This window comes from Prochlorococcus marinus str. MIT 1013 (assembly GCF_027359395.1).
In the GTDB taxonomy this organism is placed as follows: Bacteria; Cyanobacteriota; Cyanobacteriia; order PCC-6307; family Cyanobiaceae; genus Prochlorococcus_B; species Prochlorococcus_B marinus_E.
Genome location: NZ_CP114778.1, coordinates 1,448,256 through 1,466,967 on the forward strand (window position 1 = coordinate 1,448,256; position 18,712 = coordinate 1,466,967).

Annotated in this window: 20 protein-coding genes; 13 read left to right on the forward strand and 7 right to left on the reverse strand. The window is 35.0% G+C overall.

Annotation, left to right across the window (positions count from 1 at the left end; translation table 11 throughout):
• Positions 1-3: 3 nt before the first annotated feature.
• The 5 genes from nusB (at position 4) to O5633_RS08395 (ending at position 5,691) form a co-directional block, all read left to right on the forward strand.
• Positions 4-624, forward strand: coding sequence for a transcription antitermination factor NusB (gene nusB / locus O5633_RS08375; RefSeq protein ID WP_269609195.1), 621 nt, complete (start codon positions 4-6; stop codon positions 622-624).
• A gap of 2 nt (positions 625-626) precedes the next feature.
• Positions 627-1,922 carry a signal recognition particle-docking protein FtsY gene (gene ftsY, locus O5633_RS08380; protein WP_269609196.1) on the forward strand — a complete coding sequence of 432 codons (1,296 nt, stop codon included), beginning with the start codon at positions 627-629 and terminating at the stop codon, positions 1,920-1,922.
• Positions 1,923-1,981: 59 nt separating this feature from the next.
• The gene (locus tag O5633_RS08385) at positions 1,982-3,358 is read left to right on the forward strand and encodes a PP2C family protein-serine/threonine phosphatase (protein WP_269609197.1); all 1,377 of its coding nucleotides are present in this window, start codon (positions 1,982-1,984) and stop codon (positions 3,356-3,358) included.
• Positions 3,359-3,431: 73 nt separating this feature from the next.
• Positions 3,432-4,823, forward strand: coding sequence for an argininosuccinate lyase (gene argH, locus O5633_RS08390; protein ID WP_269609198.1), 1,392 nt, complete (start codon positions 3,432-3,434; stop codon positions 4,821-4,823).
• 127 nt (positions 4,824-4,950) lie between these two features.
• Complete coding sequence (locus tag O5633_RS08395) at positions 4,951-5,691, forward strand: RNA recognition motif domain-containing protein (protein WP_269611341.1); 741 nt, start codon at positions 4,951-4,953, stop codon at positions 5,689-5,691.
• A 19-nt stretch (positions 5,692-5,710) separates the two neighbouring features.
• Here O5633_RS08395 and dusA read toward each other — a convergent pair whose 3' ends face one another.
• Positions 5,711-6,718 carry a tRNA dihydrouridine(20/20a) synthase DusA gene (gene dusA / locus O5633_RS08400; protein ID WP_269609199.1) on the reverse strand — a complete coding sequence of 336 codons (1,008 nt, stop codon included), beginning with the start codon at positions 6,716-6,718 and terminating at the stop codon, positions 5,711-5,713.
• A gap of 91 nt (positions 6,719-6,809) precedes the next feature.
• On the opposite strand from dusA, the gene msrB reads away from it, so the two are divergent.
• The 5 genes from msrB (at position 6,810) to rsgA (ending at position 10,501) form a co-directional block, all read left to right on the forward strand.
• Positions 6,810-7,277, forward strand: coding sequence for a peptide-methionine (R)-S-oxide reductase MsrB (gene msrB / locus O5633_RS08405; RefSeq protein WP_269611342.1), 468 nt, complete (start codon positions 6,810-6,812; stop codon positions 7,275-7,277).
• A gap of 93 nt (positions 7,278-7,370) precedes the next feature.
• Positions 7,371-8,153 carry a nucleotide exchange factor GrpE gene (gene grpE / locus O5633_RS08410; RefSeq protein ID WP_269609200.1) on the forward strand — a complete coding sequence of 261 codons (783 nt, stop codon included), beginning with the start codon at positions 7,371-7,373 and terminating at the stop codon, positions 8,151-8,153.
• Positions 8,154-8,197: 44 nt separating this feature from the next.
• Positions 8,198-9,331 carry a molecular chaperone DnaJ gene (gene dnaJ, locus O5633_RS08415; protein WP_269609201.1) on the forward strand — a complete coding sequence of 378 codons (1,134 nt, stop codon included), beginning with the start codon at positions 8,198-8,200 and terminating at the stop codon, positions 9,329-9,331.
• Positions 9,331-9,576, forward strand: a complete 246-nt coding sequence (locus O5633_RS08420) for a sulfurtransferase TusA family protein (RefSeq protein WP_269609202.1) — start codon at positions 9,331-9,333, stop codon at positions 9,574-9,576. Before dnaJ ends, O5633_RS08420 begins: the two co-directional genes overlap by 1 nt.
• The gene (rsgA, locus tag O5633_RS08425) at positions 9,563-10,501 is read left to right on the forward strand and encodes a ribosome small subunit-dependent GTPase A (protein WP_269609204.1); all 939 of its coding nucleotides are present in this window, start codon (positions 9,563-9,565) and stop codon (positions 10,499-10,501) included. Before O5633_RS08420 ends, rsgA begins: the two co-directional genes overlap by 14 nt.
• Here the strand turns inward: rsgA and O5633_RS08430 are convergent.
• Genes O5633_RS08430 through murC form a run of 3 tightly spaced genes read right to left on the reverse strand, consistent with a single transcriptional unit; the run spans position 10,470 to position 13,218 of the window.
• The gene (locus O5633_RS08430; RefSeq protein WP_269609205.1) at positions 10,470-10,817 is read right to left on the reverse strand and encodes a YbaB/EbfC family nucleoid-associated protein; all 348 of its coding nucleotides are present in this window, start codon (positions 10,815-10,817) and stop codon (positions 10,470-10,472) included. The two genes, rsgA and O5633_RS08430, sit on opposite strands and share 32 nt — an antisense overlap.
• A gap of 37 nt (positions 10,818-10,854) precedes the next feature.
• Positions 10,855-11,730 carry a UDP-N-acetylmuramate dehydrogenase gene (gene murB / locus O5633_RS08435; RefSeq protein ID WP_269609206.1) on the reverse strand — a complete coding sequence of 292 codons (876 nt, stop codon included), beginning with the start codon at positions 11,728-11,730 and terminating at the stop codon, positions 10,855-10,857.
• Between the two features lie 3 nt (positions 11,731-11,733).
• Positions 11,734-13,218, reverse strand: a complete 1,485-nt coding sequence (murC, locus tag O5633_RS08440) for a UDP-N-acetylmuramate--L-alanine ligase (RefSeq protein ID WP_269609207.1) — start codon at positions 13,216-13,218, stop codon at positions 11,734-11,736.
• A 149-nt stretch (positions 13,219-13,367) separates the two neighbouring features.
• Here murC and gap point away from each other — a divergent pair, with 149 nt between their 5' ends.
• A complete protein-coding gene (gap, locus tag O5633_RS08445; RefSeq protein WP_269609208.1) occupies positions 13,368-14,390 on the forward strand; it encodes a type I glyceraldehyde-3-phosphate dehydrogenase in 1,023 nt (340 codons plus the stop codon).
• 16 nt (positions 14,391-14,406) lie between these two features.
• On the opposite strand, the gene thiL is transcribed toward gap, so the two are convergent.
• Both thiL and O5633_RS08455 read right to left on the reverse strand, forming a co-directional pair.
• Positions 14,407-15,390: a thiamine-phosphate kinase gene (gene thiL, locus O5633_RS08450; RefSeq protein ID WP_269609210.1), complete on the reverse strand. Its 984-nt coding sequence runs from the start codon at positions 15,388-15,390 to the stop codon at positions 14,407-14,409.
• A 12-nt stretch (positions 15,391-15,402) separates the two neighbouring features.
• Positions 15,403-16,479, reverse strand: a complete 1,077-nt coding sequence (locus O5633_RS08455) for a peptidylprolyl isomerase (RefSeq protein WP_269609211.1) — start codon at positions 16,477-16,479, stop codon at positions 15,403-15,405.
• A gap of 63 nt (positions 16,480-16,542) precedes the next feature.
• Between O5633_RS08455 and efp the strand changes: the two genes are divergently transcribed.
• Both efp and accB read left to right on the forward strand, forming a co-directional pair.
• Positions 16,543-17,106 (forward strand): elongation factor P, encoded by a 564-nt coding sequence (gene efp / locus O5633_RS08460; protein ID WP_269609212.1) that lies wholly within the window; start codon positions 16,543-16,545, stop codon positions 17,104-17,106.
• Complete coding sequence (gene accB, locus O5633_RS08465; protein ID WP_269609213.1) at positions 17,103-17,600, forward strand: acetyl-CoA carboxylase biotin carboxyl carrier protein; 498 nt, start codon at positions 17,103-17,105, stop codon at positions 17,598-17,600. The genes efp and accB overlap by 4 nt, the downstream gene beginning before the upstream one ends.
• A gap of 9 nt (positions 17,601-17,609) precedes the next feature.
• On the opposite strand, the gene pdxA is transcribed toward accB, so the two are convergent.
• On the reverse strand, positions 17,610-18,635 hold the full coding sequence (gene pdxA / locus O5633_RS08470) for a 4-hydroxythreonine-4-phosphate dehydrogenase PdxA (protein ID WP_269609215.1): 1,026 nt from the start codon (positions 18,633-18,635) through the stop codon (positions 17,610-17,612).
• Positions 18,636-18,712: the final 77 nt, after the last annotated feature.

Consider the following 18,712-nt stretch of genomic DNA (forward strand, 5'->3'; position numbering starts at 1 on the left):
CTTATGCAATTAAAATCAATTTCTAGAGAATTAGCTCTCTTACTTTTAGGACAAATTAAAACAAAAGATATTAATAATATTAATTTTGAAAGTATACTTAGTAAAGCGATAGAATCTTTAACTCAACATTGGAGAGAGCAATTAGACTTTTGTGCCTCAAAATTAGAAAAGGCAAATCAAGAATTATTGGATAGTGAATTGCAAGAAGAAGCAGGGTTGTTAAAAAATTCTCGTAATTATTTGAAAACCTGCTTAATTGAGTCAGAGAATATACTTAATAGTTTGTCTGAAAGTATTGAATTACCAAGAATATTAGCACTAGTCGATCAAAAGGAAATACGTGAGCTAGCTTTAAAACGGGTTCATTTAGTCATTGAAAAACAAGATGAGATTGATAATAATATTGATAGTGTTATGGAAGGTTGGCGATTAAAAAGATTACCTAGAATTGATAGAGATATTTTAAGATTAGCTTTGGTTGATTTGATTGATTTTAATACTCCTACAGCTGTTACTTGCAATGAAGCTGTAAATTTGGCTAATCGTTATAGCGATGAACAAGGACGGAGAATGATTAATGGAGTTTTAAGGAAACTTCAAAACTCTACTTTAAAACTAAATTAGAAATGAAAGATAAATTTTCTCAGGAGGAACAAAGTCCTACTAATTCAAATCAAATTGATGATTTTTCATCTGTTAAGGATGAATCTATAGATTGGGCAAAACAAGTGTATTTGCAACTTAAGCAAAAGCAAAAAGAGGAGAAAGAATTACTTAATAAAGAAAAGAACGAAGAGGAAAAAGATAATAAAGACAATAATATAAGTAAGGATCTTAAACCAAATATTGCGGATGAAAATATACTTAAAGCTCATCCAGATTCAAAAGAAGAAGATGAGCTTCAACTGGGAGATTTTGATGATACTTTTACATGGTCAGCTGAAGTTTTAGCTGCACAAGGTAAAAAAATCGGTCAGTTTTCATTAGATGAAATTGATTGGCTTAGTACGTTAAAGAAAGGATTAGAAAAAACTCGTAAAGGTTTTGTTACTGATTTACTAGATAAATTAGGTGACGATCCATTGACGCCTGAAGTTCTTGATGATTTAGAAACTCTTTTACTTAGAGCAGATGCAGGAGTTTCAGCTACAGATCAAATTTTAGACTTATTAAGAAGAAAGTTAAATGAGGAAGTTGTTGAAGCATCTGAGGGTTTGCGTTTTTTAAAAGAGCAATTGGTTAACGTTTTAGAAAAGCCAATAAAAGATAGTGGTGTTGATTTGTTGTCTCCAAAAAAAGGTAATTTAAATATTTGGATGTTAGTTGGTGTTAACGGGGTTGGTAAGACCACGACTCTGGGTAAATTGGCAAGTGTTGCAAAACGAAGTGGATTTTCAGCAATGATTGCTGCTGCAGATACTTTTAGAGCTGCAGCAGTACAACAAGTAAAGGTTTGGGGCCAAAGAACAGGCGTTGAAGTTATTGCCAACGAATCTAAGAACGCTGATCCAGCATCAATCGTGTTTGATGCTATTGGTGCAAGTAAATCAAAAAATATAGATTTATTGTTGGTTGATACTGCAGGTAGATTACAAACTAAAAATAATTTAATGGAGGAATTAAAAAAAATTCGAAAAATTATTGATAAACTTGCTCCAAATGCAAGTGTTGAATCTCTATTAGTGCTTGACTCTAGTCAAGGTCAAAATGGACTTAAACAGGCATTAGCTTTTGCTGATTCAGCAGAATTAACAGGAGTAATACTTACAAAACTTGATGGATCATCTAGAGGAGGTGTTGCAATGGCTGTTGCATCAGAAGTGAAACTTCCAGTTAGATTTATCGGAGCTGGAGAAAAAATTAGAGACTTACGACCATTTAATAGTTTTGAATTTATTGAAGCACTTTTATCTACTCGATAATATTTTAGAAATTCTCTGTATCTTTTGCTAAATTTTAATTTCTTTATTGCTGGAGAATAGTGAAAGAAAATTCTCCAATTTCTGAACAACAATATTTAGATTCAACTCACTCATTTTCAAGTGCTGCATCTAAGTCCCTAACAGATTTAATTCATAGCCTTTCTCAAGAACAAATTATTAATCAAGATTTATTGCTGTCTTTAAGCTTTGCATTACGTAGCTTTACAAATCTACAGCGTTTTCTTGAACTGATTCCACTTCTTGTCGCTCAATTAGTTGGTGTTAAAGGTGCATTGATAATTCCTTTTCATGATGATGGAACTATTTGGCGTGAGCAATTACAAATGGTTCCTAATGGTGAAGACCAGGAATTATTTACGAAATTATTTCTTTTAGAGGAGGGAAAAAAAACGGGTTTTGGCATGCAGGAAAGGAATATTGCATTGTTAGATCATTTAGTTAAAAGACATTTTGACTCATTTAATGTAATTGCTACATCAATAGTTTCTCGAGGTAGACAGCGAGGTCGATTGTATGCGTTTGATAAAAAAGAGATTGTGTTTGGAAGCAATGTTCATCGAAAACATATTCAAATAGTTGCTGATCTCACTGGTGTAGCAATAGAAAATGATGTCATATTTCAGGTAATTCGGAATCATGAAAAAGTTGATAGACAAATAAGTATTGGTGCTGAAATTCAATCACAATTATTACCTGATCAATGTCCAATCATTGAAGGAATTGAATTAGCTGCTTGCTGTAGGCCTGCTTTTCAAGTAGGTGGTGATTATTACGATTTCATGCCAACTCGTCCAGATTTCACTGAAAAAGGAAAATCTTCTGGTCGTTGGGCTTTTGTGATTGGTGATGTTATGGGTAAAGGTGTTCCTGCTGGATTGTTGATGACTATGTTGCGAGGGATGCTCAGAGCTGAGGTTTTAACAGGATTGGCTCCTGATTCTATTTTGCATGACTTGAATCAATTAGCTCTTGAAGATCTGACTCAATCACATCGGTTTGTAACTTTGTTTTATTCGGACTTTGACGCGCAATCAAGAAAATTACGTTTTGCTAATGCAGCACATAATCCTCCTTTGCTTTGGAGCGCTAAGTCAAAATCAATACATAGATTAGATGCTCCTGGTTTATTGATCGGTCTTCAACCTGAAGCAGAATATGGATGTGGCGAGATATTTCTTCAGCCAGGTGATGTTCTTCTCTACTACACCGATGGAGTTACTGAGGCCCCTGGTATATCAGGTGAACGTTTTGACGAAAATCGTTTAATAACTTTTTTAGATAAATTTGCCAGGGAAGGTTTAGGAGCCAAACAAATATTAAATAAACTTTTTGAAAGATTAGATGGTTTTGTTGGTGTGAGTGACCATCAACTTGAAGATGATGCATCAATGGTCGTTTTAAAAGTTAATGAATAATCAACGCTTCCTAAATTAACTTAGTAAATCTCCTGACAATCTCCAAGACTCTTGCTTTATTTGTATTAGTAATTTGGAAAATGCATTGAGCAAAACTTGGAGCGATAGATTTGAAAAAGGACTTAATCCTTTTATAGAAAAATTTAATGCTTCAATTGAGTTTGATGTTTGTTTATTAGAAGAAGATTTGGATGGATCAATCGCTCATGCACGCATGCTTGGAATTCAAGGAATTATTACTAAGGAAGAGGCTTTTAAATTAGAACATGGTCTTGAACAGATTAGGAAAGAGGCTTCTGATGGATTATTTCAACCTGATATTTCAGATGAAGATGTTCATTTTGCAGTAGAAAAAAAATTAATAGATTTAATAGGCCCTGTTGGAAAGAAACTTCATACTGGTCGTAGTCGAAATGATCAAGTTGGAACAGATTTAAGATTATGGCTTAGAAAGCGTATTGATGAAATTGATATAGATTTGGAACGTTTTCAGAGATCTCTTTTTTTATTAGCAGAAAAAAACCTTTATACGCTTATTCCTGGTTATACGCATTTACAAAGAGCACAACCTGTCTCTTTAGCTCATCATTTATTGGCATATGTTGAGATGGCACAAAGAGATAGAAATAGATTAACAGATGTAAGAAAAAGAGTTAATATCTCTCCTTTAGGAGCAGCTGCTTTAGCTGGGACTTCTATCACTATAAATAGAAAGATTACTTCTTCAGAATTAAATTTTCAAGATATTTATTCTAATAGTTTAGATGCTGTAAGTGATAGAGATTTTGTCGTAGAATTTTTAGGAGCCTCAGCGTTAATTATGGCTCATCTAAGTAGATTATCGGAAGAAGTTATTTTGTGGGCATCTGAAGAATTTTCATTTATTCAATTAACTGATCGATGTGCTACGGGAAGTAGTCTTATGCCTCAAAAAAAGAACCCTGATGTTCCTGAACTGGTTCGAGGTAAGTCAGGGAGAGTATTTGGACATTTACAAGCTATGCTTACTATGATCAAAGGATTACCTTTAGCCTATAATAAAGATTTTCAAGAAGATAAAGAAGCAATTTTTGATAGTGTTACTACAGTAAAAAATTCGTTAATTGCCACATCAATTTTGTTTGAAGAAGGTTTGATTTTTCGCACAGAAAGACTCAATCATGCTGTTTCATCGGACTTTTCAAATGCAACTGATGTTGCTGATTATTTAGTGGCCAAGGACATACCATTTCGAGAGGCTTATCAATTAGTTGGACGAATTGTGAAGACTTCTTTGGAGGATGGGATTTTATTAAAAGATATTCCTTTGGAAAGATGGAAAACATTTCATAAATTCTTTGAAAAAGATATTTATGAAAAGCTTTTGCCCTCAACTGTGGTTGAGTCTAGATTAAGTGCTGGTGGAACTGGATTTGAGAGAGTACAAGAACAGCTAGTTTTTTGGCGGGAGAAATTATTTAAGTAAAAAAATTGTTTTCAATCTATTTGAGGGCTTTCGGTATTAAAGTGTTGAATGATGACTCGTTTTAGAGTTATTAATTTTGGCTATTCATAGCCTCTTAGTTACATTTTATTTTCAGTCCAATTTTCAAGTGAGTATTTTTGTCGGCAACTTACCCTTCCGCGCTGAGCAGGAAGATGTCATTGAATTGTTTTCTCCCTTTGGGGAGGTGGCAAACTGTTCTTTACCTTTAGAACGAGATACAGGACGCAAAAGAGGTTTTGCTTTTGTTGAGATGGCTGATGAAGCAGTTGAAGCTTCAGCAATTGAATCTCTCCAAGGTGCTGAGCTTATGGGTCGTCCCTTAAGAATTAACAAAGCTGAACCTAGAGGTAGTGCACCTAGAAGAGGCGGCGGCGGTTACGGCGGTGGCGGCCAAGGCGGTTACGGCGGTGGCGGCCAAGGCGGTTACGGCGGTGGCGGCCAAGGCGGTTACGGCGGTGGCGGTTACGGCGGCGGCCAAGGCGGTTACGGCGGTGGCGGCCAAGGCGGTTACGGCGGTGGTGGCCAAGGCGGTTATGGCGGTGGCGGCCAAGGCGGTTATGGCGGTGGCGGCCAAGGCGGTTACGGCGGTGGCGGCCAAGGCGGTTACGGCGGTGGCGGCCAAGGCGGTTACGGCGGTGGTGGCCAAGGCGGTTATGGCGGTGGCGGCCAAGTTGATCAATCAGCTCAAGACAGACCTTCTGGAGCCAAAGGCTGGGAAGATCGTAGTCATGGCAATACTTCTCAAGATCCCAATGGCTTTGACCAAGGTCGTAGTAGAAGAAGAAGAGGTGCTTCGCCTGAAGGGGGAGACGACTCTACTGCAGATTATGGTGGCGCAGAATCTTAAAGATTTTGTTCCTTATAAGTTAATGCCCAGCATCTTCTAGTTGTTGGGCAATTTTTTTTAAAATTGAAATATCAGCTTTCTGATTTTGACATTTTTCACTTAATTCTTGTCTCAAAATTCTTGCATTAGGTATATTTTTAATAAGATTTAAAATATGTTTTGAAATTTGCCAAAGACGCCCATCATTTTCTAAATGTTTTTGAGCAAAAGGAATAACTTTTTTAATTATTTTTGATCTAGAGAGATATTCTTCCTTATCTCCAAAAATCATTGAATCTATTTTTGTCCAAAGAAAGGGATGTGAGTATGCAGCTCTACCAACCATTGCTCCATCAAATATTTTTAGAGTTTTAATACAATCATTTATTGTATTTATGCCACCATTAAGTTCGATAATTAATTCAGGTCTGTTGTTTTTTAATTTTTCAACTCTTTCATATTGAAGAGGTGGAATTGTTCGATTTTCTTTTGGATTTAGTCCATTTAGCCAAGCTTTTCTTGCATGAATGATAAATCTGTCTGCTCCTGCAATTGAGCATTGATCAACAAATTGCATAAGGTAATTATCATCGTCGAGATTATCAATACCAAGTCGATGTTTGACTGTTATTGGGATATTGCATGATTTTTTCATTTTCTCAATGCAGTTGGAAACTATTTTCGGTTTTCCCATAAGACAAGCTCCAAAGTTGCCAGATTTAACTTTTGAACTAGGGCACCCAATATTTAAATTAATTTCGTCATAACCCCAGTCTTCAGCCATTTGTGCTGCTTCAGCTAAAAGATTTGGATTGTCTCCTCCAAGTTGTATGGAAATTGGATGTTCAATCTCATCAAAATCTAATAGTGCATTTCTATTTTTACTATAATGAAGTGCTTGGGCGACAATCATTTCCGTGTATAGAAGAGATTTTTTTGTGATTTGACGCATAAGCACACGAAAATGCCTATCTGTACAATCCATCATTGGAGCAATGCTTAATCGGTAGTTAGCTAATTCATTTCTTTTCAAAGAGTTTGAAATCATTTTTTTATCAATTAATTTTTTTCACCTTTTAAAGGGTAAATTTTATTAATATTGAATAAGTTGAAAAACTTTTTTGAACCGTCGATTTTTAATGATTGGATTTTTTAATACTCTTTTGGACTTTATTATCAAACCAAAGAGTGCTTTTGCTGCAACTAAATCTATGGATAACTATAAAACTTTAACGGACGCAGAATGGGAAAAACGGTTACCCAAAGACGCTTTTTACGTTTTGCGCAAGGAAGGAACAGAGAGGCCGTTTTCAAGTTCCTTGAATGATGAAAAAAGGAAAGGAATTTTTTCTTGTGCAGGATGTGGGCTTGCTTTATTTTCTTCCAAAACAAAATTCGACAGTGGAACAGGTTGGCCAAGCTTTTTTGATCATTTACCTGATGCAATCGAAACAAAAACAGATTTCAAATTAATTGTTCCTAGAACTGAATATCATTGTCGTCGTTGTGGTGGGCATCAGGGGCATGTATTTAATGATGGCCCAAGACCAACTGGCAAACGGTATTGCAATAATGGGGTTGCTCTAAAATTTGAAGTGGATTCTTAAATGACTTTCATATTGTCTAAATAGGTGTGGGCTTCCGTAGCTTGTACAAAAAACTCTTTCCTATCAACATGTATTAATAGCTAATTAAACAATATGAATTCAGATGTTGTTCCCTCCTCAGAACATGAATTATCTAAGGATGGCTCATTAGAAAATGATTCCAATGAAAATTCTGTCAGTTCTCATACAAGTAATGCAGTACCCAATCAGGCGGACCTCTCTGACAATCACGAACAAGAGTCTCAATTGAATAATGATTCTCCAGATAAAGACAACGATCAACCCTCACCTACATCAGATCCAAATATTCAAGTTGCAGATACTGAATCAAGATTACAGCAATTGGAAAAAGAGCATGAAACGCTTAACAGCCAATATATGAGAATAGCTGCTGATTTTGATAATTTCCGAAAGAGACAGTCGCGTGATCAAGATGATCTAAAAATTCAGCTTACTTGCACCACGCTTAGCGAAATTCTTCCTGTTGTGGATAACTTTGAAAGAGCAAGACAGCAATTAAATCCTGAGGGTGAAGAAGCTCAAGCTCTACATAGAAGTTACCAAGGACTTTATAAGCAATTGGTTGAAGTGCTTAAGCAATTAGGTGTTGCTCCAATGCGTGTTGTAGATCAACCTTTTGACCCCTCTCTGCATGAAGCTGTGATGAGAGAACCAAGTGAAGAAAAATCTGAGGATATTGTCACAGAAGAATTACAGAGAGGCTATCACTTGAATGGACGCGTTTTAAGGCATGCTTTAGTCAAAGTTTCTATGGGCCCAGGACCTAAAGCTGCTAATGAAGAAATTTCTGACAAGAGTGCTTCTAATCAAGAACCCAATGAACCTTCAGTTGCTTCAACTAAAGATGAAAATTAAATATACATTTATCGAAAAGGAAATGAATTTGTTTAAATATACTAATGGCTGATTTTTACGAACTATTGGGTGTCAGTAGAGATGCTGATGCTGACACTTTAAAACGAGCTTATAGACAACAAGCTCGAAAATATCATCCTGACGTGAATAAGGAAGCTGGAGCTGAGGAAAAGTTTAAAGAGATAGGGAAAGCATATGAAGTTTTAAGCGATTCTCAAAAACGATCTCGTTATGACCAATTTGGAGAAGCTGGACTAGGTGGAGCAGCTGGCATGCCTGACATGGGAGACATGGGTGGCTTTGCAGATTTGTTTGAGACCTTTTTTAATGGATTTGGTGGCTCTGGATCTCCAGGAGGTTCTCGACCTCAAAGACGAGGACCTCAGCAGGGAGACGATTTACGATATGACCTCACTATTGACTTTGATAAAGCTATTTTTGGACAAGAAAAAGAAATTAAGGTTCCGCATTTAGAAACTTGTGATGTTTGTGGTGGTGCTGGGGCAAAAAAAGGAAGTGGTCCTGTTACATGTTCTACCTGTGGTGGCGCTGGTCAAGTAAGAAGAGCTACTCGTACTCCTTTTGGCAGTTTTACCCAAGTTGCTGAATGTCCAACTTGTGGAGCGAGTGGACAAGTTATTAAGGACCCATGCAATGCCTGTGGTGGAAAAGGGGTTAAACAAGTAAGAAAACAATTAAGGATTAATATTCCTGCTGGAGTTGATAGTGGAACACGTTTAAGAGTTTCAGGTGAAGGTAATGCTGGATTGAAAGGTGGTCCATCTGGTGATTTATATGTATTTTTAAAAGTTAAAAATCATCCCAATCTTAAGAGAGATGGTTTGACTATTTTATCAGAAGTGAACATAAGTTATCTCCAGGCGATTTTAGGAGATACTATAGAGATAGATACTGTAGATGGCCCTACTAAGTTACAAATTCCAGTAGGAACACAACCTAATTCTATCTTGAATTTAGAAAACAAAGGAGTTCCAAAACTAGGAAATCCTGTGGCGAGAGGAAATCATCAAGTTACAGTAAAGATTAAATTACCTACAAAACTATCTGATTCTGAAAGAAATTTATTAGAAGAATTAGCTGGACATTATTCTGCACGTGGACCTCAAAATCACCATCATAAAAGTGGTTTATTTAGTAAGTTATTTGGCAAAATATAGTGAAAAAAAACATCTTAACAGATCATTATTTAAACTTATGTGGACTTGTTTGCCCAGTCAATTTTGTTAAATGCTGCTTGGCTTTGGAAAACTTATCTTACAATGAAGTTTTAAAAGTAGATTTGGATGTAGGTGAATCTGAAATTAGTGTTATAGATGGATTAGAACAGAAGGGTTACGAGGTAAAAATAACGTATAAAGACGCTAAAAAAGTAACTTTGATAATATCGAGTGAATACAAATAAATCTAAGAATTTAAAAGGTATCGTTGTTGCACTTAAGGCAAATTTTTTAATTGTAGAAGTTGATTATATAGATTTTAAAGAAGATTCATTGGAGCAATTTTCAGAAAAAACTAGATTGCTTTGCACACGACGAAGTAAGTTAGATTATCAAGGCTTATTTATAGATGTAGGTGATATCGTTTTTGTTGAGTCTATAGATTATAAAAATAAACGAGCTGTAATTTTTGAAGTAGAGCCGCGAAAAAGTTTTTTAAAACGTCCATCAGTGGCAAACGTTACATTAGTTGCTATTTGCATCTCAGTTGATGAGCCTTTATTTGATATTGAGCAAGCAAGCCGTTTTTTATTAACGGCTGAATGTGCAAACATAAAACCTTTGATAATTTTAACTAAAATAGATTTAATTACAAAAAATAATTTGATCTTATATGTAAATAAATTAAAATGCTGGGGTTATGATTGTATTGCAATATCTATCGAGAATTCTAAAGGCATTGATTTGTTAATTAAACGATTTAGAAATACAAAATTAACTGTACTTGCTGGTCCCTCTGGAGTGGGAAAGACAAGTTTGATTAATCATTTAATTCCAACTCTTTCACTACCTACTTCATCTGTTTCAAAAAAATTAAAGAGAGGTACTCACACGACTAGACACGTCGAATTGTTTGCTATTGGAAATGGATCTCTTCTTGCTGATACCCCCGGTTTTAATCGTCCAGAAATTTTATGCGAGCCTTCTGGTTTTGCTTATTTGTTTCCTGAGTTTCGAACTCAATTAACTAAGTCTAAATGTAAGTTTCGCAATTGTTTGCATAGAGATGAACCTGGGTGCGTAATTAATAAAGATCTCGAAAGATATTCTTTTTATCGTGAAAACCTTGAGGAGATGATTAATTCTCATCTCCCATACCAGGGAGGTTAAGCTTGAACCCACCTGTTAAATCTTCCATCTTCTCTTTCATCGTTGAAGTTGAGACTTCGTGAGCGGATTTCATAGCATCCAATATGGCTTCTTCGACTATCGCTTTTTCTTCAGAAAGAAGTGAAGAATCAATTTCTATTCGTAAAGGCTTTTGATTGCCTGACATCCATATTTTTGCCCTATTGTCATTATTCGCTCCTTCTATTTCCATAACCTCAAGCTCTTCTTGAAGTTTTTGAGCATTCTGCTGAATTTGTTGTGCTTTTTTAAAAGCTTCAGTGAGTTGTCCAAAATTTGGTAGTCCGAATCCAGCCATGAGAATTTCCTATTGGTATTGATCTTAGGGTTTAAATTTAAAAGCCACATAGTTTGACTTCTGTTTCTAACAAGATCCCATAAGCATTAAAAACTCTGTTTTGGATATATTTAATTAATTCTCTTACGTCATAAGAGGAAGCTTTGTTTGCGTTAATTATAAAATTTGAATGTATTTTAGATATTTCAGCTCCACCAAAACGAAATCCCTTTAAACCAAGTTCTTCAATTAATCTTGCAGCTTTCAAAGGTTCAGGATTACGAAAAACACTACCGCAGGTTTGGGCTTTATAAGGTTGAGTTCTTAATCGATGATTTAGGTTTTCATTTGTGACTTGTTTAATTTTTTCTGCTTGACCTGACACCAGCTTCAGTCGAGCAGATACGACAATTAATTTTTCATCTTGAAGAAGACTGTACCGGTATCCAAAATTGAGATCTTTTCCTTTGATAACTTTGTATTCACCTCTCAAAGATAGCGTTGTAACACTCTCGAGATAGTTGGATATGCAATGTTCTTGTGCTCCTGCATTCATAACTACTGCTCCCCCAATAGTTCCTGGTATTCCTATAGCCCATTCGAATCCATGAAGTCCGTTTGCAGCAGCTTTTCTGGCCACAGTTGGAAGCATCTCTCCGCTAAGGACTTCGATAATCCCATTACTTTTATCAATTTGAATTCCTTTAAAATTACGCATACATAAGCTCAAGCCTTGAATTCCCTTGTCATTGATTAAAAGATTTGATCCAGCACCAAAAATATTGCAGGGAATATTTTTCTTATTAATCCAATTAATTAAATATTTAATTTCTTCATTATTTTTTGGTTGAGCAATCCATTCTGCAGGACCTCCTATTCTCCAAGTTGTAAAATTTGATAAGGAAATATTTTTTTCTAATTGAATTAATTTCATATATTAAGCGGCTAAATTACTGCTAATTGAATTATTATTCATTACCTCTAAAAGTAGATTAGTAGATATTAAATTAATATCTCCTGCACCCATAATTAAAAGTAAATCTTTTTCAATTGTTTTTTCTTTTATTAGCTGTATCAACTTTTGATTGTTATCTGGAGTATATATTTCTAGATTTGGTTTTAATCTTTTCAACTCATATCCAATAGTCTTATTATTTATTCCTTCAATTTCATCTTCTCCAGCCGAGTAAATTGGAGTTATGAATACTAAATCAGATTTGCTGAGACTTTTTGCAAATTCCTTTTGAAATTGTTTAGTTCTACTATATCTATGCGGCTGAAATATAGTCACTAATCGATTAGCGGCTATTTTTGAAAAGTTATTTTTTGTTTTAATTATAGTAGATGCTATTGATATTGAAGCATCAATTTCACTAGGATGATGAGCATAATCTTCAACTATTAATCTTTTTTTCCATAATCCTTTAAAGTCAAATCTTCTTGCAGGTAGCTGTAAATGATCAATTCCTTTTTTTATCTCTTTAAAAGAAATACCAGCTATTCTACATGCAGCTATTGCAGCTACTGCATTACTTAAATTGTGAATTCCTGGAACAGGTATTTTTAGGAAATCAATAAATTTTTCTTTTTCATAATACTCTGCAAAAACTTCACATCCATTAGATTTTTTTGGAATTAGTGCAAAATCTATATTTTTAATTTTTTGTGTTGAAAACCATTTAGAAACTTGTATATTATTTCTAATATTTTTACAGTCAAAATTACTAATTAAGCATTTACAATTTTTAGCAAATTGATTCATTGTTGTTATTAAATCTTCTAGATTTAAATAATGATCAACATGTTCAAGTTCAATATTAGTTATTATACCAATATTTGGATAAAATCTGACTAGTGATCCATCTGATTCATCAGCTTCTGCTATTATTAATTCATTATCACTAAAATTATAGTTTTTTTTGTAAAGAGGAACAATTCCTCCAATTATAGCTGTTGGATTTCTCTTTGCGTAAGAACATAATGTTGCAATAAAAGTACTTGTTGTTGTTTTTCCATGAGATCCTGAGATGATTATTGATCTTTTTTGTTCAATTAAAAAGGCTAGAATTTCAGAGCGGTGTTTGATTTTTAAATTATATTCTCTTGCTTTACATAATTCTAAATTATCTTCATCAATGGCTGAACTTCTAACAACTAATGTATTTTTCCCATGAACTTTAAAAATTTTGTCAATATTAGATTTTTTTTGAGTTTGAAAGATATGTAATTGATTTCCAGCTAGTTCTTTTAAAATAGAACTTGTTTTTTGGTCAGAACCAGATATTGAATATCCATTTTTGGCCAGAATCATTGCTAGAGCAGACATACCAATACCTCCAATTCCAATAAAATGGATATGAAATGGTAATTGTTGTGATTTCTTCAATTTTGATTCAGTGTCGAGTGAAAGATAACTCTTCATTCATCTAAAGGCACATTTTTTAAAGAATTAGAGATTTTTTATACTTTTTATGTCCTTAACGCTTCAATTATTTTTCAAAATGCACAGAAAATGATCATCGTTCTGTATGATCAGCGGCCAGTAGCTTATGCGGTTTTACCGTTTTTGAAATGACTTTGCGTGTTGCGATTAATGGATTCGGAAGAATTGGACGCAATTTTATGCGTTGTTGGCTGAGCAGGGGCGCTAATACCAATATTGAAGTGGTTGGTATTAACGTCACTTCTGATCCAAAGACATGTGCCCACTTGCTCAAATATGACTCTATTCTGGGTGCGATAAACAATGCTGAAATTTCACATACAGACGATACATTTCAAATTAATGGTAAAACCATCAAATGTTATTCAGATAGAAATCCGTTAAATCTTCCTTGGAAAGATTGGGGAATTGACTTAGTAATCGAGTCCACAGGTGTGTTTAATACAGACGTTGGCGCTAGTAAGCATTTACAGGTTGGGGCTAAAAAGGTCATCCTTACAGCACCTGGTAAAGGTGATGGTGTAGGTACTTATGTAGTTGGTGTTAATGCTGATAAGTACTCTCATGAAGATTTTGATATTTTGAGCAATGCAAGTTGCACCACCAATTGTTTAGCTCCGATAGTAAAAGTTTTAGATCAAAAGTTGGGAATTAATAAAGGTCTAATGACCACAATTCATAGTTATACGGGAGACCAAAGAATCTTGGATAATGCTCATCGTGATTTACGACGTGCAAGAGCTGCCGCAATGAATTTAGTCCCTACTTCAACTGGAGCGGCAAAAGCTGTTGCTCTTGTTTATCCAGAAATGAAAGGGAAACTAACTGGTATTGCTATGAGAGTTCCCACTCCTAATGTTTCTGCAGTTGATCTGGTTTTTGAATCAAGTCGTAAAACTAGTGCTGAAGAGGTAAATTCATTATTAAAAACTGCTTCACAGGGCGAAATGAAAGGAATCATCAAATATGGTGATTTGCCTCTTGTTTCTACTGATTATGCTGGAACAAATGAATCAACCATTGTTGATGAAGCTTTAACAATGTGTATAGATGACAATTTGGTGAAAGTTTTAGCTTGGTATGACAATGAGTGGGGTTATAGCCAAAGGGTTGTCGATTTGGCAGAAATTGTTGCTCAAAAGTGGAAATAAATTATAAATTTAATACTTAAAAATGTTGAAATATATTAGAGTTTTCAACATTAATTTCTTCTAAGTTATCCCAGAAAACATTGGGTTTACCTTCTTTTATAAACCCAATAATTTGGGCAGATTCTAATTTATTTGATAAAGCTTCAGCCCACTTTTTAGGAAGACTCAAAATCAATTCATAGTCTTCTCCCCCATAAAGCACCCACTCATCCCAAATAGAACCTTCTGGCCAGTCAGGATCTTTAAGAATAGAGTTTTTAGTTAAAACAGCTTGGCAATTACTGCTTTGGCAAATGCCTCTAATTGATTCAATAAGACCATCGCTGCTATCAGTTCCTGCGGCTCTCCAACTCGAAGATTCAGGTTTGCACTCTATTAATGCTTGTAGTGACTTCACGGCTGGATAGGGACGTTTGTGTGAGTTGATAGCTCGATTAATAAGCTCAGGACTTATTTGGACTTCACTTGGAAGTTTTTCGGATGACAAAAGGGCTAAACCTAACCTGCTTAATCCATGGAATCCAGTGCTAACAATATAATCTCCTGGTAAAGCATTTCCTCTATGCAGCCTGGGCGGGTTCATTTCTCCAATTGCAGTAATTGAAATCATTTTTATTTCTCCACAAGAACAATCGCCACCAATTATTTCTCCTCCAAATTCTTGCATCGCTTCCCCCATTCCTTCATATAGGTTTTCTACCCATTTCCAATGTGTGCTTGGCGGTAAAACAAGCCCAACATTAAATGAGATTATATTTTTTGAGCCGCTGCAAATAAGATCAGAAATATTTGTGGTAATACATTTCCAGCCAATATCTTTAGCATTAGATATTTTTTCAGAAAAATGAATTTTCTCAACAAGTAAATCAGTATTAATCAATAAATTTTTGTTGATCATATTTATTTCTGCTATATCATCTTCTATTTGTCCACATCGCATAAATCTTTTTAAACGATTTAGCAATTCTCTTTCACCTAAATCTTTAATAGTAGTTGTCACTTTATTCAAAATTTAGGCTTGAGATTTTAGATTTTCTGAACCATTTAACACTTTGATTGCAATAATTTTATCATCTACTCCAAGTTTATTTAATATTTCAGAACCTTCTATTACATAGCCAAAAGCTGCGTTTCTTCCATCAATAAGATTACGTCCGGCCGGATTTAACTCAGCTTCATATAAGAAGAAGAAAAACTGAGATGAACCATCATTTAAATCCGTATCAGAGTGTGCCCAGCCAAGTGTTCCTAAAGTTGCGAATGGAAGAACTGGCGTTTCAGTGTAAAGACCAACGTCTTCAAAAGTTTGTCCATAAAGTGTATCTTGAAGATTAGGTGTTCTTATTTCTAGTGGAACTTTTCTTAACTCATTATTATCAGGGTTTACATATCCAATCTCTTCTCCTTTTGGATCACCAGTTTGAAGAATAAAAAATTCTTCAGCTCTATTAATTGGCAACCCATCGTAAAAACCCTTTAATGAAAGATCTATAAATGCACCAGCCGTTAAAGGAGCATTATAACCATCAATAATTGCACTCATATCTCCTTTTGATGTTTTTATCTCTACATTTGCTCTGCCTAAAAGCCGTGGTAAATTGTCATATTCAATTGGTATTTTATATGGAAAGTTATTAGTTATTAAAAGAGATTCTAAATCATCAATTGTTTTTAAACTTTTACGTCTGACGTCAAGAAATGAGACTTTATTCTTTTCGTTCGCTATTTGCCCTAATTCATCAAGTTCTTCTTTCAGATTGGATAGCAGATTAGATGCTTGGTTCTTATTTTCATCTGGTATGGAGTCAAGAATTTGATTTTTTCTGTTACTAACTAAGAATTGACTTCTTGAGGTGGCTTTGCTGATTGCTGACCATCTGCTTCCTCGAAGATCATCGCTGGTATCTTCCAGTTTGTTTTGTAATTCACGTAATTCCTTTTGGTCAATCGGTAAAGAATTTCTTAAGATTGCATATGGATCCTTTAGCCGATTACCCTTAGGAAGGCTTGCAACAGCAGGTTCAATCCATGGAGAGCTCAAAGAAAATAGGATTGTTATCAGGGCAAGAATGCAAATCTTTTTTGCCATGTTAATTCTATGTTTTGCATGACTTTCGCACAGACTTATGATCGATTGGTATCTTTTGTGTGAATGATTTCAACTAACGACTTTCGCACTGGCACTACGATCGAGTTAGACGGTGCGGTTTGGCGTGTTATTGAATTTCTACATGTCAAGCCTGGTAAGGGTTCTGCATTCGTCAGGACTAAATTAAAAGCTGTTGTGAGCGGTAGTGTTGTAGATAAGACCTTTAGAGCAGGGGAAATGGTTCCACAAGCTCTTCTGGAGAAATCAAAGTTGCAACATACATACATGGACGGAGATGATTTTGTATTTATGGATATGACTTCTTATGAAGAAACAAGCTTAACAGCTAAACAAATTGGTGAAAGCAGGAAATATCTAAAGGAAGGTATGGAGGTTAATGTAGTGTCTTGGAATGAAAAACCTCTTGAAGTTGAATTACCCAATTCAGTTGTTTTAGAAATAAAAGAAACTGACCCTGGTGTTAAAGGTGATACTGCTTCGGGAGGTACAAAGCCTGCAATCTTGGAAACAGGAGCTCAAGTAATGGTCCCATTATTTATTTCAATTGGTGAGAAAATTCGAGTAGATACTCGAAATGACACTTATCTAGGCCGAGAAACACAATGACTATGAATCTTGATCACGAAGAGCTTCATCGCTTGTTGGCAACTTTAGCTGAGAGCGATATTCAAGAGTTTCGACTTGAGGGAGAAGACTTTTTTTTGGAGGTTAAACGCAATCTTGGCGGTTCTTTTGATTCAATCTCCTCTCAAAAGAGAATTACATCAGAAGAGATTGATACACCAATGCCTCAACGCAAAATCGAGGCTTCCTCAGTACAAAGCACGCCTCCGCCTTCGGTCCCTGGATCACGCTCTGATTTGGTCGAAGTAACTGCTCCTATGGTTGGCACCTTTTATCGTGCACCAGGCCCAGAAGAGCCACCTTTCGTAGACATTGGGTCGAAAATTAGTGTTGGCCAAGCTGTTTGTATTCTTGAGGCAATGAAATTAATGAATGAGCTCGAGTCAGAGGTTAGTGGAGAAGTAATTGAAATTCTTGTTGAAAATGGAACACCAGTTGAGTTTGGACAGGTTTTAATGCGATTAAAACCTTTATAAAGTTTTTTCTTATTGAGAAAGAAGCCAAGCATTATTTATTGCAGCAATCATGCTTGTTTCTCTAGCTTTGAACTTACCTGCAATATCAAGAGCAGTGCCATGATCAGGTGATGTCCTTACAAAAGGTAGTCCTAGTGTTGTATTAATAGCTTCATCAAAGGCAATTAACTTGACGGGTATTAGACCTTGATCGTGATACAAAGCAAGAATTCCATCAGGAGCATTATTTTTAATTGATTTGCCATTCCATGCATCTGCTGATGAAATCCAGCAGGTATCTGGAGGTATAGGACCACTGATTTTGATTCTTGGATGATCTAGTTTCCATTCATTTAAAATAGGAATAATTATGTTTTGTTCTTCTATTCCAATTTTTCCTTCTTCTCCTGCATGTGGATTTAAGCCCGCTATATGTATTAATGGATTCTCCTTGAACTGAAGACAGAAATTTAATAAGCTATCTAACTTGTATCTAATTAACTCTTTTGTTAAATTATTTTTTATTTTATTAAGAGGTATATGTGTTGTGGCTAATAAAGTATTAAATCTCCATCCATTGTTTGGTGATACTGCGGTAAAAAGCATAGATGTTGTTTTATTAGTTAATTTACCTAATAATTCAGTTTGCCCTGCAAATTTATGACCAGCTTTGTGCCATGCAATTTTTGAAATTGGTGCTGTTACCAGGGCATTAGCTTTTCCTTCTAAAAGTATATTAACTGCATTAAAAAGCCATTCAAAGCTAGCATTACCACTATGAGTATCTACTATTCCTGGAATTATTTTTCTTTCTAAAGGGATATCAATAATATTAAGACTTTTTGGATTGACGATATTACTTATTCCATGCTCAATTAACTTTGAATAAGTTTGATAAATATTCTTTTTGCATCCTACAAGTAAAGGCTGAATATTTTTATTTAAGTATTTAGAACTAAGAGCTTTTAAAGTTATTTCAGTTCCTATTCCTGCAGGATCACCTAATGAAATGATAATGGTATTTTTTTTATCTTTTGATGTTTTAAATTTTGCCATGTTGCAATCCTTTTTGTGATTTTAATTTGCTTAGCTTAAGTAATGAGTGGTCTGTAATTAATTGGAATAAGTTTTCA

Coding starts and splice junctions, on each gene's coding strand:
- pdxA (WP_269609215.1), bottom strand. CDS start 18,635: ATGGCAAAATTTAAAACATCAAAAGATAAAAAAAATACCATTATCATT.
- O5633_RS08430 (WP_269609205.1), bottom strand. CDS start 10,817: ATGGCTGGATTCGGACTACCAAATTTTGGACAACTCACTGAAGCTTTT.
- murC (WP_269609207.1), bottom strand. CDS start 13,218: ATGAAGAGTTATCTTTCACTCGACACTGAATCAAAATTGAAGAAATCA.
- gap (WP_269609208.1), top strand. CDS start 13,368: ATGACTTTGCGTGTTGCGATTAATGGATTCGGAAGAATTGGACGCAAT.
- murB (WP_269609206.1), bottom strand. CDS start 11,730: ATGAAATTAATTCAATTAGAAAAAAATATTTCCTTATCAAATTTTACA.
- O5633_RS08455 (WP_269609211.1), bottom strand. CDS start 16,479: ATGGCAAAAAAGATTTGCATTCTTGCCCTGATAACAATCCTATTTTCT.
- accB (WP_269609213.1), top strand. CDS start 17,103: ATGACTATGAATCTTGATCACGAAGAGCTTCATCGCTTGTTGGCAACT.
- grpE (WP_269609200.1), top strand. CDS start 7,371: ATGAATTCAGATGTTGTTCCCTCCTCAGAACATGAATTATCTAAGGAT.
- dnaJ (WP_269609201.1), top strand. CDS start 8,198: ATGGCTGATTTTTACGAACTATTGGGTGTCAGTAGAGATGCTGATGCT.
- dusA (WP_269609199.1), bottom strand. CDS start 6,718: ATGATTTCAAACTCTTTGAAAAGAAATGAATTAGCTAACTACCGATTA.
- efp (WP_269609212.1), top strand. CDS start 16,543: ATGATTTCAACTAACGACTTTCGCACTGGCACTACGATCGAGTTAGAC.
- msrB (WP_269611342.1), top strand. CDS start 6,810: ATGATTGGATTTTTTAATACTCTTTTGGACTTTATTATCAAACCAAAG.
- ftsY (WP_269609196.1), top strand. CDS start 627: ATGAAAGATAAATTTTCTCAGGAGGAACAAAGTCCTACTAATTCAAAT.
- nusB (WP_269609195.1), top strand. CDS start 4: ATGCAATTAAAATCAATTTCTAGAGAATTAGCTCTCTTACTTTTAGGA.